We start from the raw sequence: 15166 nt of genomic DNA on the forward strand, positions 1-15166 counted from the left end.
TGGCCAAGTGTTTGTTGGCTATAGCGCTATCGCTTGCCACTAGCAGAAGCGCTGCAGCGCCTGGTTTCAAGGGAATCAATGGATTCGTGCTCTCGCCAATGTGAATTGATGTGGCTGGCGTTCAATGGCGGGCGGGGCCTCATTGTTTGCCAACTGAAGCATCTTCGTCGCGATTGTGTTCAATGTAGTGGACGGCGCGCCGAGGCATAACTCGGAACAACTTAATACGAGGTGTTCCTACAACGGCGTATCACTGGAAATCTCGACTGCGTACATCCAGACCTGTCAGCAGTGGCGTGAGGTCGCTCAGGCGCCCAGCGATGATGTGGCGCACGCCGTGTGCTGACTCCAGATGGCCGTCGATTCGGAGCATCTGAGACTGTATGAGTACACGCCGCTGGCGCTCAGCCAAGTCGTGCCAGACCACCACGTTGATCATGCCGAACTCGTCCTCTAGGGTGACGAAGATCGCCCCACTGGCCGTTTGTGGACGCTGACGGCCGATCACCAAGCCGGCGACACTGAGCGGGCGTCCATGCTCTACACTGGCCAATTCACGCGAGCTGCGACAACGCAGTGCTCTCAGCTGACCGCGCAGCAGCATCAGCGGGTGCGGACCGAGTGTGGTGCTGAGGGTGGCGTAGTCCGTCAGTAAATCTTCGCCGACTGTGGGAAGCGGTAGAGTCACCGGTGCTTCTTGTCGCGTGACCTGTCCAACGAATAGCGGCAACTGCGGCTCTATTCCGGCCACCGCCCAGCGCGCTCGGTGGCGATGTCCGACGAGGCCGCGCAGAGCTCCGGCGTCGGCCAGTCGCTCACGAGCACGAGCATCCAGCCTGGCGCGGATGCACAGATCACCGACGTCGGCAAATGATCGAACCCGACGGGCCGCCTCGATGCGTCGGGCATCTTCCTCGCGGAAGCCGCGTACCAGGCACAGGCCCAGGCGGATCGCCGGTTGTTCGCTGGCGGTTGGCTCCAGACTGCAATCCCAAGCGCTGTGGTGGACATCCACCGGACGAATCTCCAAGCCATGGCGGCGCGCGTCCTGAAGTATTTGATCGGGATTGTAAAAGCCCATCGGCCAGCTATTGATCAATGCACAGGCGTAGGCGGCCGGTTCGTGGCATTTCAGCCAGCAACTGGCGTAGGTGAGCAGGGCGAAGCTGGCGGCGTGAGATTCGGGGAAGCCATAACTGCCGAATCCTTTAATTTGTTCGAAGATGCGTGAGATGAAATCCGCCTCGTAGCCTTTGGCGAGCATGCGTTCGGTCAGTCGCTGGCGGTGGGGCTCCAAGCCGCCATGACGTTTCCAGGCGGCCATGGATCGGCGCAGTTCGTCGGCTTCGCCGGGCGTGTACAGGGCGGCGACGATTGCCAGCTCCATTACCTGTTCCTGGAAAAGCGGCACGCCGAGGGTGCGCTCGAAGACGGGTATCAGTTCGTCGGATGGGTAATCCACGGGTTCTTCTTTATTACGTCGGCGCAAGTAGGGGTGAACCATATCGCCCTGGATCGGACCCGGTCGCACGATGGCAACTTGGATCACCAAGTCGTAAAACTCTTTAGGGCGCAGCCGTGGCAGCATGGCCATCTGCGCCCGCGACTCGATCTGGAACACGCCAACAGTATCGGCGCGGCTGATCATCTCGTAGGTTGCGCGGTCTTCCCGGGGCAGCGTGGCGATCGTCCAGCGCGTGCCGCGATACTGTTCGATCAGGTTGAAACAGCGGCGCAATGCGCTGAGCATGCCGAGAGCGAGGACATCGACTTTGAGCAGGCCGACCAGATCAAGGTCATCCTTGTCCCACTGAATCACGGTGCGCTCGGCCATGCTGGCGTTTTCCACCGGTACCAGGGTTTCCAGGGAATGTTCGGAGATGACGAAGCCGCCTGGGTGCTGCGACAGATGGCGAGGGAAACCGATCAGCTCGCCGGTCAGCGTCAGCGCTCGGCGCAGTACCGGACTGCTCGGGTCGAAGCCGGCTTCTCGCAGACGTTCGTCGTCTGGAATCCGGTCGCTCCAGCGTCCACAACAGTCAGCCAGTGCATTGACTTGGTCCGGTGGCAGGCTGAGGGCCTTGGCTACGTCACGTAAGGCACCGGTGGCGTGATAGGTACTGGCGACGGCAGTCAGCGCGGCTCGATCGCGGCCATAACGGCGAAAGACATACTGGATGACTTCCTCGCGGCGATCGTGCTCGAAGTCGACGTCAATGTCCGGTGGTTCGTTGCGCTCGCGGGAGAGGAAGCGTTCGAACAATAACTTGCTCCGTGCCGGGTCGAGTTCGGTGATGCCCAGCACAAAACACACTGTCGAGTTGGCTGCCGAGCCGCGACCCTGACAAAGAATGTGTTGATCACGAGCGAAGCGAACGAGGTCATACACGGTCAGGAAGTAGCTCTCGTATTTCAGTTCGGCGATCAGTTGTAGCTCGTGTTCGATCTGTGCGCGGACTTTCGCTGTGACGCCATCCGGCCAGCGCCAACGCGCGCCGTCCTCGACCAGTTTGCGTAGCCAGGAGGTGGGGCTGTGGCCCGTAGGCACCAGTTCGTGCGGGTAGTGGTATTCCAGCTGGCTGAGGTCGAACCGGCAGCGCTCGGCGATGCGCAGTGTTTCGGCGAGCAGTTCGGTTGGATACAGCTGGGTCAGTTCCTCGTATCGGCGCAAATGACGTTCGCCGTTAGGGAATAAATAACGACCGGCCTCTGCCACCGGCAGGTGATGCCGGATCGCGGTCATGCAGTCTTGCAAAGCGCGGCGGCCACGAGCATGCATATGCACATCGCCGCAAGCCACTGCGGGGATGTTCAGACGCGCGGCCAGCGCCTGCCACTGACGCAGGTGCAGCATGTCGTCTGGCCCGCGGTGCAGCTCGATGCCCAGCCAGAGGTGCTCTGGAAATCGCTCGTGTAGCCAGCGACCCTCGTCGTCAGCATCGGGCTGGTGGGTAATCCAGATGGCCAGCAGTCCATCCAGCGGTTCGCTCAGGTCTTCACAAAGAAGCTGGTAGCGACCCTTCTCGGCGCGTCGGCGGGCCCGGGTGATCAGCCGGCACAAGTTCTGATAGCCGGCCAGGTTTTCCACCAGCAGAACCAGTTTTGGTCCACCTTCGATCTGTATTTCGCTGCCGATAATCAGCGGCAGGCCGACATCTTTCGAGGCCTGCCACGCCCGTACGATGCCGGATAGCGTGCATTCATCCGTGATGGCAAGGGCTCGGTAGCCAAGCCGGACGGCGCGCTCGAACAATTCCCGGGCACTGGAGGCGCCACGTTGGAAGCTGAAGTTGGACAGGCAATGCAGTTCGACATAGGCGGCTGTCATGCGAACCAGCCGTGCAGCAGCAGCGGTCCCCCAGTGACGGGGCGGAAGGCCCAGCCGCGCTGCCCTGCGCGAGTTTCCACCAGATAATAGTCACGTCGCACATCACCGCCGTCCCACCAGCCGGATTCGATGCGCTCGGGCCCGGCGAGAACGCGAAGGGATGCCTCGTGTAATGGTTTCGATTCGGCCAGCAGCCAGCCGGGACGAGGGCCGGTATAGGGTGATAGCTCATTCTGAGCGACGTGCTGCGGCTGCCACGCACATTCGGGGCGGTGGTCGGCCTGAGCCCCAAGGCCCTGCACGGCGTCATCACCCAGCCGGGCTCGCAAACGCTCACGCAGTTGCTCCCAGGGTAACGATTGCTGTGGGCGCTCGTCGAACAGCTCACGGTGCTCGGGGACGAAGGCCGGTAGCTCGCGTGCCACCAGGCGCACCGCCAGTACCGGTGCCGGCAGTTGCAGGTGTTCCAAGCGGCCGCGGGTCAGTTCGAAAAGCATGGCCGGGTCGCGCTCGGCGCTGAGCAAACCGACCGGTACTTGGCTATCGGCCAGGTTGCGGTGCTCCAGATGCAAGGTGAAACGCTGTACACCGCTGTCGCGACCGGCCAGGTAAGCGGCGAGATCGGCGGTCAGGCGGCGCAGCGGGAACAGCAGTGCCTGGTGCGACTCGACTTCGAAGTTCAGCTCGATCCGAGCATCGAAGCGGTCTGGCGGCCGGTAGAAATCCAGCGCCAATGGACGATGTTCTTGCAGCGTATCGAGATGCCTCAGCGCGTCTGCTGGAAAACGCCGCGCCAGACCATCGCGGGGCAGCGCGAGCACCTGCTTCAAGGTCCGAAGGCCCATCCGGACAAAAGCGGTCGTCACTTCGCGCGACAGGCCGATACGTTCTATCGGCAGTGGGCCCAGTACAGGCTGCAATGTCTCGGAATCCATTACGGCTAGGCCGTCATGGACGTTGGCCAGGACGCGTGCGGCGGCCGGGTTGGGTGCGAGGGTAATGCGATGTTGAAAGCCCAGCGCGGCTAATTCCTGACGCAGACGTGCCTCCAAACGAGGCCAAGGGCCGAACAGGCCAAGACTGGATCGCACTTCCAATAGCAGGCAACGCGGGTAATGCAGGCTGACCTGCGAGCTGAAACCATAGGCCCAGGCGGCAAGAAATTGCTGCCAGCGCTCGATTGACTTCAAGTCATAGTCGGCTGTGGCGAACGCGCGAGTCAGCGCCTGGGCGGCGATCAACGATTGCCCTGGTTTGAGGCCGAGCGCCCGCGCGGCTGGATTGACCGCCTGCAACACGCGGCGCTGTGGCGTGCCGCTCAAGAGCGCCAGCGGCGCCTCGGCATCGGCGCGGCCGCGCAGCGCACCGTCCATGGCCAGTTGCGGCAGCAGAATGCAGGCCCAGAGCATGGTCATCTCAATGCCATGCCGCAGCGGGGATCGGGCGCGCCGGAGCCAGGCCGCCGCGGCACTTGAGTACACGCAGTTGCGCTGGCTTGGCTTCGATGGCCAAGCGTAGTGCCGCTGGCGAAGAATTGACCGCCTCGCGCAGTGGACGATAGGCAAAGGCCAGGGTCTGGCCTGTCTCGGCAGCAACCTGCAGGCGACGCAGGGCGCGATCATCGGCTTGTTGCGGCCAGCACAACACCGCACCACAACTGCCTGAACGCAGACATTGCTCGGCAGTCCACAAGACGTCACGCCCTTGCGCCTTGATGATTACCAGCTGACGCAGGTCCACACCGGCGGACAGCCAGGCCTGAGGGTAGGGAACATGAGGAGGCGCCACCAGCACCACGCGCTCACCGCTGATGGTCAACCGCGCCAGGGTCGGCCAGAGCAGGCGCAGCTCGCCGATACCGGTGGTGGCGAAAAGTATTTCACTCAGAGCCGATTCCGGCCAGCCGCCGCCGGGCAGCGCTGCATCCAGCGCGGCATGCCCGGTTGGCTGGGTGTTGGGTGGGAAGACTCTGCTCTGGCCACGCCACAGGTGGCGTGCATCGAGCAGATGGTTGAGAGCGACTACGGAAGTCATGGCAATGAGGGTATTCCGAAAATACTGTATATGAATACAGTATTTAGCTTGGCGGAATAGCGGTCAAGCTGGCGCGATGAAACGCGTTTGGAATAGAAAAATTTCGGCGTGCTTGCTGACAAGACTCTACGAGCTGGCTTCTCTGCAATCGGTGCTGTGGTCTGGCGAGGTTGCCAAGTTGCTTCGGGTGAATCTGCTACTGATCGCTCTTGTACGGAGCGGTTGCGACTGTTGTTCCTCTACGAACCGTCGCTATCTAAGATATAGATGATTATTTATGCATTTAAAGTTCATCAATATTCGTTATATTTATTTTATCTGCCGCCGCACACTTTCCTAGCTTCGCTCGATCATCCTTGCCGACCTTGGATTTCGCTGGGTCGGTATGAGGTTGGCGTTGAGCTGCCACTCAATTTTGCTTTGGAAACGTTATGGCCGATGCTTCTTTAGATGACACCGCTCCGACATACAACTACGAGGTTGTCCGTCGTTTCACTCTCATGACGTTATTCTGGGGCGTCGTTGGGATGGGGATGGGGGCAATTATCGCGGCGCAGCTGGTCTGGCCGGAACTCAATCTCGGGTTGCCCTGGACAAGCTTTGGACGCCTCCGCCCGGTCCACACCAATCTGGTGATATTTGCATTTGGCGGAGGTGCGCTGTTCGCGACCTCGTTCTACGTCGTGCAACGCACCTGCAGGGTACGGCTGGTCTCGGATTGGCTAGCCAACTTCGTTTTCTGGGGCTGGCAGGCCGCGATCGTAGCGATGTTGATCAGTTACCCCCTCGGCATCACCTCATCCAAGGAATACGCCGAGATGGAATGGCCCATTGCGTTATGGGTCACGCTGGTTTGGATGGCATATATGTATCTCTTTTTCGGAACGATCGCACGGCGCCGGACCAAGCATATCTATGTCGCTAACTGGTTCTATGGCGCTTTCATCATCGTCACGGCAATGGTGCATGTCATCAATCACGCCGCCATTCCGGTGAGCCTGTTCAAGTCCTACTCGTTCTATTCTGGCGCAACGGACGCGATGATCCAGTGGTGGTACGGGCACAGCGTGGTGGGCTTCATTCTTTCCGTGGGGTTCCTCGGGATGATGTATTACTTCGTGCCCAAGCAGGCCGAGCGGCCGGTGTATTCCTATCGGCTATCGATCGTGCATTTCTGGGCCATCATCAGCCTTTACATCTGGGCCGGCCCGCATCATCTGCATTACACCGCGTTGCCGGAATGGGCCCAGAACCTGGGCATGGTGATGTCTATTATTTTGCTGGCACCGAGCTGGGGCGGGATGATCAACGGCATGATGACGCTATCGGGCGCCTGGCATAAGTTGCGCACCGACCCTATTCTGCGTTTTCTGGTGGTGTCGCTGGCGTTCTACGGCATGTCGACCTTCGAAGGTCCGATGATGGCGATCAAAACCGTCAACGCCCTGTCCCATTACACCGATTGGACCATCGGCCATGTACACGCCGGTGCGCTGGGGTGGGTCGCTATGATTTCCATCGGCACGCTCTATCATATGATCCCGGTGCTGTGGAATCGCGAGCGCATGTACAGCGTGCGCCTGATCAATGCGCATTTCTGGCTAGCGACCATCGGCACTGTGCTTTATATCGCTTCGATGTGGGTCAACGGCATCACCCAGGGCTTGATGTGGCGCGCCGTCAATAATGACGGCACCTTGACCTATTCATTCGTCGAAGCGCTGGAAGCCAGTCACCCAGGCTATATCGTGCGTCTGATCGGTGGTGGAACATTCTTCCTTGGCATGCTGCTAATGGCCTTCAACACTTGGCGAACTGTGCGTATGACTGCGAATGCAGAGCCTGGCATTGCCGGTGCGGTGGGGCAGGTCGCCTGAACAGCGCTGCGCTGGCCGAACGCGTTTTAATGTTTATGGAATAAGTAAATATCTTCTTATTCTTTTTGTCCTTCGTGGCTGTGACTAGACTGGCTTCATTACATTTGAAAGGCATCTCGATGGGCAGCGAGTCGATCCGCTATCCGATAGTGCTGGGCTGGCAACGCTCGCATGAGCACTGGCAAAACCATTGGCCGCACAGCCTGCCTAACAGTGCCAGGTTGAACAGGCGGACCGCCAGTTCCCAGCGAGCGTTCGAGCTTGGCCGCGACTGGGGTAGCGAGACCTTCATTCTCAGCCGTGCCGGGCACATCAAGGCCAAATCCGGGCGCAGCCGCTGGGAAGAGGGTTTCGCCTACCTGTATCGATTGCTGAACCGTATCGAACAACAGGCCCATGAAACGGCCTGAGCGCAGGCATTGATCCACCCGCACCGGCAGCCGTATGGCCGGCTTAACGCAACTGTCATAAGAGGAACAAAGACATGAGCATTCGTCTCGGCGACATCGCACCCGACTTCGAACAGGACTCCAGCGAAGGCCGCATCCATTTCCATGAATGGCTCGGCAATAGCTGGGGCGTATTGTTTTCCCATCCAGCCGATTTCACGCCGGTGTGCACCACCGAGCTTGGCTTCACCGCCAAGCTGAAAGATGAGTTCGCCAAGCGCAACGTCAAAGCCATCGCGCTCTCGGTAGATCCAGTGGATTCGCATGTAAAGTGGATCGACGACATCAACGAGACCCAAAACACGCGGGTTAATTTCCCGATTCTGGCCGACGCTGATCGCAAGGTATCCGAGCTGTACGACCTCATCCACCCCAACGCTAACGATACCCTGACGGTGCGTTCGCTATTCGTTATCGACCCGAACAAGAAGGTGCGTCTGACCATTACCTACCCGGCGAGCACTGGACGCAATTTTCACGAGATCCTACGCGTGATCGATTCGCTGCAGCTGACCGACAGCCATAAGGTCGCCACGCCGGCCAACTGGCAGGACGGCGACGAGGTGGTGATCGTGCCTTCGCTCAAGGACGAGGAAGAACTCAAGCAGCGCTTCCCGAAGGGCTATCGCGCGGTGAAGCCCTATCTGCGTATGACGCCACAGCCGAATCGTTGATCGGACGCTGACAAGCCCGTAGGGGCGCGAAAATCCGCGAAATATAGGCGCAGGGCAGGGGGGCGGGACGGTCAGTGCTTCGATCAAACAGGGGTAAGCGATCACGCTATTCGCACGCATCGATTGCATTGGGCTGGCTTTGCTTGTGCTAGGAAAATCAGTCGATTAGGATTCGCGCCCGGGTATGGGGCGCAAGTGCTCGTATCACTTCGTCATGACATATCGAATGCTGAAAGCCCGGCTCGGAAACGGCCGGGTTTTTTCATGTCTCCGGCTCGCAAGATGGTGAACGGACCGGTTCTGTACCTGCGGGTCGGGAATGCAAGTCAAGTAGAGAGAGGATTGCCATGCGTGAGCGCTTGTTGGCCGCAGAAAAAGTGAAGGCTATCGAGTGGCAGGGCGGGCAGCTGCGTTTGCTCGACCAGCGCAAACTGCCGCTGGAAGAGCTATGGCACACCTACGATTCTGCTGCGGCTGTTGCGACGGCCATTCGCGAGATGGTCGTGCGCGGCGCTCCGGCGATCGGGATCAGCGCGGCGTACGGGCTGGCTCTGGGACTCAAGGCCCGGCTCGCCGAAGGTAGCGACTGGCGTGCGGCGCTGGAGGAGGACTTCAAGATACTTGCCGACTCACGTCCGACCGCCGTCAACCTGTTCTGGGCGCTGAATCAGATGCGTGAGCGGCTGGATCGGCTGAAACCAGGCGAAGATCCGCTGGTGGCTGCCGAGGCTCAGGCGGCCTCCATTCACGCGAGCGATCGCGAAGCCAATCTCACCATGGCGCAGCTAGGCGTCGACCTGATTCGCAAATATCAGGGCAATCCTCAAAATCTGCTCACTCACTGCAATACCGGCGCGCTTGCTACCGGTGGTTTTGGCACCGCACTCGGTGTGCTCCGTGCCGCGCACTTGGAAGGGCTTGTCGAGTGCGTTTACGCAGACGAAACACGGCCTTGGCTACAGGGCTCGCGCCTGACCGCATGGGAGCTGGCGGGCGAAGGCGTGCCGGTCACCCTGAATGCCGACTCGGCTGCGGCGCATTTGATGAAGACGCGCGGCATCACCTGGGTGATCGTGGGTGCTGATCGGATTACCGCCAATGGTGACGTTGCCAACAAGATCGGCACCTACCAGCTTGCCGTGCTGGCCATGCACCATGGCGTGCGGTTCATGGTGGTAGCGCCGAGCTCGACCATTGATATGGAGCTGGAGACCGGCGATGACATTCCTATCGAAGAGCGCGCGGGCAGCGAACTGCTGGAGGTTAATGGGCAGCGATTTGCGGCTGACGTCGATGCATTCAATCCGGTATTCGATGTGACGCCTGCTGATCTGATCGACGCCATCGTCACTGAAAAGGGTGTCGTCGAACGCCCGAGCGCGGCCAAGCTGGCTGCCTTGATGAGCCGCAAGCGGCTCCACTGAAGGACGAATAACGCGGCTGGAGGCTGAAGGCTGGACGAATAATGGCAAGACCTTGTGCCCTTTCGTTAAATCAGCGAACGGCACGGGCTCGAAGCGCTTTCTTCGTTAAGCCTCCAGCCTCCAGCGGCATGCCTCCTTGTGATACCATTCCGCGCTTAATCGCAGGACCCTGCTGACTATAAGGAACCAGGCTTCCATGGGCGAACTGGCCAAAGAAATCCTCCCGGTCAATATCGAAGACGAACTCAAGCAGTCCTACCTCGACTACGCCATGAGCGTAATCGTCGGACGAGCGCTGCCGGATGCGCGCGACGGATTGAAGCCTGTGCATCGCCGTGTGCTTTTTGCCATGAGCGAACTGGGTAACGACTGGAACAAGCCATACAAGAAATCCGCTCGTGTGGTCGGTGACGTGATCGGTAAATACCATCCCCACGGTGATTCCGCGGTCTACGACACCATCGTGCGGATGGCGCAGCCATTCTCGCTGCGCTACATGCTGGTCGACGGCCAGGGCAACTTCGGTTCGGTCGATGGCGACAACGCGGCGGCCATGCGTTACACCGAAGTGCGGATGGCCAAGCTGGCACACGAACTGCTGGCCGATCTGGACAAGGAAACCGTCGATTGGGTGCCCAACTATGACGGCACCGAGCAGATTCCGGCGGTCATGCCGACCAAGATTCCGAACCTGCTGGTCAACGGCTCCAGTGGTATCGCCGTGGGTATGGCGACCAATATTCCGCCGCACAACTTGAGCGAAGTGATCGATGGTTGCCTGGCGCTGATCGAGAACTCCGAGATCACCATCGATGAGCTCATGCAGTTCATCCCCGGTCCGGATTTCCCGACAGCAGGGATCATCAACGGGCGTGCCGGCATCGTCGAGGCCTATCGTACCGGTCGCGGACGCATCTATATGCGCGCCCGCTCGACCATCGAAGACATCGACAAGGTCGGCGGCCGCCAGCAGATTGTTATTACCGAGCTGCCTTATCAGTTGAACAAGGCGCGGCTGATCGAGAAGATCGCCGAGCTGGTCAAGGAAAAGAAGCTCGAAGGCATCACCGAGCTGCGCGACGAGTCCGACAAGGACGGCATGCGCGTGGTTATCGAGCTGCGTCGCGGCGAAGTGCCTGAGGTCATCCTCAACAATCTGTACGCTCAGACCCAGCTGCAGAGCGTGTTCGGCATTAACGTGGTCGCGCTTATCGATGGCCAGCCGCGCACGCTGAACCTGAAGGAGCTGCTCGAAGCCTTCGTTCGTCATCGTCGCGAAGTCGTGACCCGCAGGACCGTTTACGAGCTGCGCAAAGCGCGTGAGCGTGGGCACATCCTCGAAGGTCAAGCGGTCGCGCTGTCCAACATTGACCCGGTCATTGCCTTGATCAAGGCGTCGCCTACTCCGGCTGAAGCCAAGGAAGCGCTGATTGCCGAAGCATGGGAATCAAGTGCCGTCGAATCGATGGTCGAGCGTGCCGGTGCCGACTCTTGCCGCCCCGAGGGTCTCGATCCGCAGTATGGTCTGCGCGACGGCAAATACTATCTGTCACCGGAACAGGCTCAAGCCATTCTTGACCTGCGCCTGCATCGCCTGACTGGCCTCGAGCACGAGAAACTGCTCAGCGAGTATCAGGAAATTCTCACCCAGATTGGCGAGCTGATCCGCATCCTGACCAACCCTGTGCGCCTGATGGAAGTCATCCGCGAGGAGCTCGAGGGTGTCAAGCGTGACTTCGGCGACGCCCGTCGTACCGAAATTCTCGAGGCGCGTCTGGACCTGACGCTGGCTGACTTGATCACCGAAGAAGAGCGCGTGGTCACCATCTCCCATGGCGGCTACGCCAAGTCCCAGCCGCTGGCAGCCTACCAGGCGCAGCGTCGAGGCGGTCGCGGCAAGGCGGCGACGGGTGTCAAGGAAGAGGATTACGTCGAGCATCTGTTGGTCGCGAACAGCCACACCACGCTGTTGCTGTTCTCCAGCAAGGGCAAGGTGTACTGGCTGAAGACCTACGAGATTCCAGAAGCCTCACGTACTTCACGCGGCCGTCCGCTGGTCAACCTGCTGCCGCTTTCCGAAGGCGAGCACATCACTGCCATGCTGCAGGTCGATATCGAGGCTGCGCGCCAGCAACAGCTGAACGGCGATGACGATGTCGAAGATGCGGAAATCATCAGCGAGATTGATGAGGCGGAAGAGTCGCTCGATGGCGAAGAAGCCGACGAGTCGGTAGACGAGCCCACCGGCACCTACATTTTCATGGCGACCGCCAAGGGCACTGTGAAGAAAACGCCTCTGTCGCAGTTCAGCCGTCCACGTAGCGTCGGCCTGATCGCGCTCGGCTTGGAGGAGGGCGACACCTTGATCGCGGCTGCCGTCACCGACGGTGCGCGCGAGGTGATGCTGTTCTCCGATGGCGGTAAGGTAATTCGCTTCAAGGAAAAGCACGTTCGCACCATGGGCCGTACTGCTCGTGGCGTTCGTGGCATGCGTCTGCCGGAAGGTCAGCGTCTGATCTCCATGCTGATTCCTGAGCCAGATGCGCAGATCCTCACCGCGAGCCTCAATGGCTACGGCAAGCGCACCGTGATCGATGAGTTCCCGCGCCGCGGTCGTGGCGGCCAAGGCGTTATCGCTATGGTCGCTAATGAACGTAACGGCCGGCTGGTCGGTGCCGTTCAGGTGCAGCAGGGCGAGGAGATCATGCTGATTTCCGACCAGGGCACGCTGGTGCGTACGCGCGTCGACGAAGTATCGTCGTTGGGCCGTAATACCCAGGGCGTCACTTTGATCAAGCTGGGCAAGAACGAACACCTTGTCGGTCTCGAGCGGGTTCAAGAGCCTTCCGAGGAAGATGTCCTCGAAGATATCGAGGCGGTTATCGACGAGGATGCACTGGATAAGAAAATGCCCGTTGTCAGCACCGAGCCCAGCGAAGATGAGTTGCTTGGGGGCGGTGGCGACGTTCCGCCAGATGTAGTGCCGACCGACGACTGATCGAGCGGCGGCGCAGCCTTCACGGGCTTCGCCGCTGTTTCGTTGTATGCCTGCTGCGGATGAAGGAGTTGCGAGCGCTGCCCCTGGCCTCATGGTCCTGGGCTGAGCGAGCATGGTATCGACCGTTTTTGAGAGAACGAAGATGAGCAAACGCGCGTTTAATTTCTGCGCCGGCCCGGCCGCGCTTCCCGAAGCCGTGCTGCAACGTGCCCAGGCCGAGCTCCTCGACTGGCAAGGTCGTGGCCTGTCCGTCATGGAAATGAGCCATCGCAGCGACGATTACATGGCCATTGCGGAAAAGGCCGAACAGGATCTGCGCGATCTGCTGAACATCCCCTCCAACTACAAGGTGCTGTTTCTGCAGGGTGGCGCCAGCCAGCAGTTTGCCGAGATCCCGCTGAATCTGCTGCCCGAGGATGGCGTAGCCGATTACATCGATACTGGCATCTGGTCGCGCAAGTGCATTGAAGAGGCCAAGCGTTTTGGTCAGGTCAATGTGGCCGCCAGCGCCAAACCCTACGATTACTTCGCCATTCCCGGTCAGAACGAGTGGGCACTCAGCGACAACGCGGCCTATCTGCATTACGCCAGCAACGAAACCATTGGCGGGCTGCAATTCGACTGGGTGCCGGAACTTGGCGACACGCCGCTTGTAGTCGACATGTCTTCCGACATCCTCTCGCGTCGGCTGGACGTTTCCCGCTTCGGTCTGATCTACGCCGGTGCGCAGAAGAATATCGGTCCGTCGGGTCTGGTAGTGGTGATTGTTCGCGAGGATTTGTTAGGTCACGCACGTTCCAACTGCCCGACCATGCTCAATTACAAAATCGCCGCGGACAACGGCTCCATGTACAACACGCCAGCGACTTTTTCCTGGTATCTCTCCGGCTTGGTCTTCGAATGGCTGAAGGAGCAGGGCGGGGTCGAGGCGATGGAACAGCGCAACCGAGCCAAGAAGGAACTGCTCTACGGTGCAATCGATTCCAGCGATTTCTATTCCAACCCGATCGCGACCAATGCCCGCTCATGGATGAACGTACCGTTCAGGCTCGCTGATGAACAGCTGGATAAGGTATTTCTGGCTGGTGCCGATGCGCGCGGTCTGCTCAACCTCAAAGGCCACCGTTCAGTCGGGGGCATGCGCGCCTCCATTTATAACGCGGTCGGTCTGGATGCGGTCGAGGCCTTGGTCGCCTACATGCGCGAATTCGAGAAGGAGCACGGCTGATGAGCGATGTCGACCGGCTGAAGGCGCTGCGTGTACGCATCGACAGTCTCGACGAGAAGATTCTCGAGCTGATCAGCGAACGCGCCCGTTGCGCCCAGGACGTAGCTCGGGTCAAAACCGCATCGCTGGCTGAAGGCGAGGAGGCGGTGTTCTATCGCCCCGAGCGTGAAGCTTGGGTTCTCAAGCACATCATGGAGTTGAACAAGGGGCCGCTGGTTAACGAGGAAATGGCGCGCCTTTTCCGCGAGATCATGTCCTCCTGCCTGGCGCTTGAACAGCCGTTGCGAGTGGCTTATCTCGGGCCTGAAGGTACCTTTTCCCAGGCTGCGGCGCTGAAGCATTTTGGTCAGGCGGTGATCAGCAAGCCGATGGCAGCGATCGATGAAGTCTTTCGTGAGGTGGTCGCCGGTGCGGTCAATTTCGGCGTGGTGCCGGTGGAAAATTCTACCGAAGGCGCTGTTAACCACACGCTCGACAGTTTTCTCGAGCACGACATCGTCATCTGCGGCGAAGTCGAGTTGCGGATCCACCATCATCTGCTGGTGGGCGAAACGACCAAGACGGATCGGATCACACGTATTTATTCACATGCTCAGTCGCTGGCGCAGTGCCGCAAGTGGCTCGATGCGCATTACCCGAACGTCGAGCGTGTCGCGGTATCCAGCAATGCCGACGCCGCCAAGCGCGTGAAGAGCGAGTGGAATTCCGCGGCAATCGCTGGCGATATGGCGGCGCAGCTCTATGGCCTGACCAAAATTGCCGAAAAAATCGAAGACCGTCCGGATAACTCCACGCGCTTCCTTATCATTGGTAGCCAGGAAGTGCCGCCTACCGGCGACGACAAGACCTCGATCATTGTTTCCATGCGCAACAAGCCGGGTGCGCTGCATGAACTGCTGATGCCGTTTCACTCCAATGGCATTGACCTCACGCGTATCGAAACCCGTCCTTCGCGCAGCGGCAAATGGACCTACGTATTCTTCATCGACTGCATCGGCCATCATCAGGATCCGCTGATCAAGGATGTGCTCGAGAAGATCGGGCGCGAAGCGGTGGCATTGAAGGTGCTGGGGTCCTATCCGAAGGCGGTACTTTAACTGCGGCTTCAGGCTGCAGGTTGCAGGCGACAGGCGAGCGGCTTGTACCTGCGGCCT

Annotated in this window: 10 protein-coding genes; 7 read left to right on the plus strand and 3 right to left on the minus strand. The window is 59.8% G+C overall.

The annotated features are described in order from the left end of the window. Nucleotides 1–250: 250 nt before the first annotated feature. Genes AC2LD7_RS10040 through imuA form a run of 3 tightly spaced genes read right to left on the minus strand, consistent with a single transcriptional unit; the run spans nt 251 to nt 5362 of the window. Nucleotides 251–3328: an error-prone DNA polymerase gene (locus AC2LD7_RS10040; RefSeq protein WP_484597594.1), complete on the minus strand. Its 3078-nt coding sequence runs from the start codon at nt 3326–3328 to the stop codon at nt 251–253. Further along, nucleotides 3325–4737: a Y-family DNA polymerase gene (locus AC2LD7_RS10045; protein WP_484597595.1), complete on the minus strand. Its 1413-nt coding sequence runs from the start codon at nt 4735–4737 to the stop codon at nt 3325–3327. Before AC2LD7_RS10045 ends, AC2LD7_RS10040 begins: the two co-directional genes overlap by 4 nt. 7 nt (nt 4738–4744) lie before the next feature. Further along, a complete protein-coding gene (imuA, locus tag AC2LD7_RS10050; protein WP_484597596.1) occupies nt 4745–5362 on the minus strand; it encodes a translesion DNA synthesis-associated protein ImuA in 618 nt (205 codons plus the stop codon). Between the two features lie 431 nt (nt 5363–5793). Between imuA and ccoN the strand changes: the two genes are divergently transcribed. The 7 genes from ccoN to pheA all read left to right on the plus strand — a co-directional run bounded on the left by ccoN (nt 5794) and on the right by pheA (nt 15109). Then, the gene (gene ccoN / locus AC2LD7_RS10055) at nt 5794–7239 is read left to right on the plus strand and encodes a cytochrome-c oxidase, cbb3-type subunit I (RefSeq protein ID WP_484597597.1); all 1446 of its coding nucleotides are present in this window, start codon (nt 5794–5796) and stop codon (nt 7237–7239) included. 119 nt (nt 7240–7358) lie between these two features. Then, the gene (locus tag AC2LD7_RS10060) at nt 7359–7649 is read left to right on the plus strand and encodes an alpha/beta hydrolase (protein WP_484597660.1); all 291 of its coding nucleotides are present in this window, start codon (nt 7359–7361) and stop codon (nt 7647–7649) included. Nucleotides 7650–7723: 74 nt separating this feature from the next. Then, nucleotides 7724–8362 (plus strand): peroxiredoxin, encoded by a 639-nt coding sequence (locus AC2LD7_RS10065; RefSeq protein WP_484597598.1) that lies wholly within the window; start codon nt 7724–7726, stop codon nt 8360–8362. Between the two features lie 347 nt (nt 8363–8709). After that, nucleotides 8710–9786: an S-methyl-5-thioribose-1-phosphate isomerase gene (gene mtnA, locus AC2LD7_RS10070; protein ID WP_484597599.1), complete on the plus strand. Its 1077-nt coding sequence runs from the start codon at nt 8710–8712 to the stop codon at nt 9784–9786. A 196-nt stretch (nt 9787–9982) separates the two neighbouring features. Next, complete coding sequence (gene gyrA / locus AC2LD7_RS10075) at nt 9983–12784, plus strand: DNA gyrase subunit A (RefSeq protein ID WP_484597600.1); 2802 nt, start codon at nt 9983–9985, stop codon at nt 12782–12784. A gap of 142 nt (nt 12785–12926) precedes the next feature. Beyond that, a complete protein-coding gene (gene serC / locus AC2LD7_RS10080) occupies nt 12927–14012 on the plus strand; it encodes a 3-phosphoserine/phosphohydroxythreonine transaminase (protein WP_484597601.1) in 1086 nt (361 codons plus the stop codon). Next, nucleotides 14012–15109: a prephenate dehydratase gene (pheA, locus tag AC2LD7_RS10085; RefSeq protein WP_484597602.1), complete on the plus strand. Its 1098-nt coding sequence runs from the start codon at nt 14012–14014 to the stop codon at nt 15107–15109. The genes serC and pheA overlap by 1 nt, the downstream gene beginning before the upstream one ends. Nucleotides 15110–15166 lie beyond the last annotated feature (57 nt).

Source organism: Stutzerimonas sp. (genome assembly GCF_982611455.1).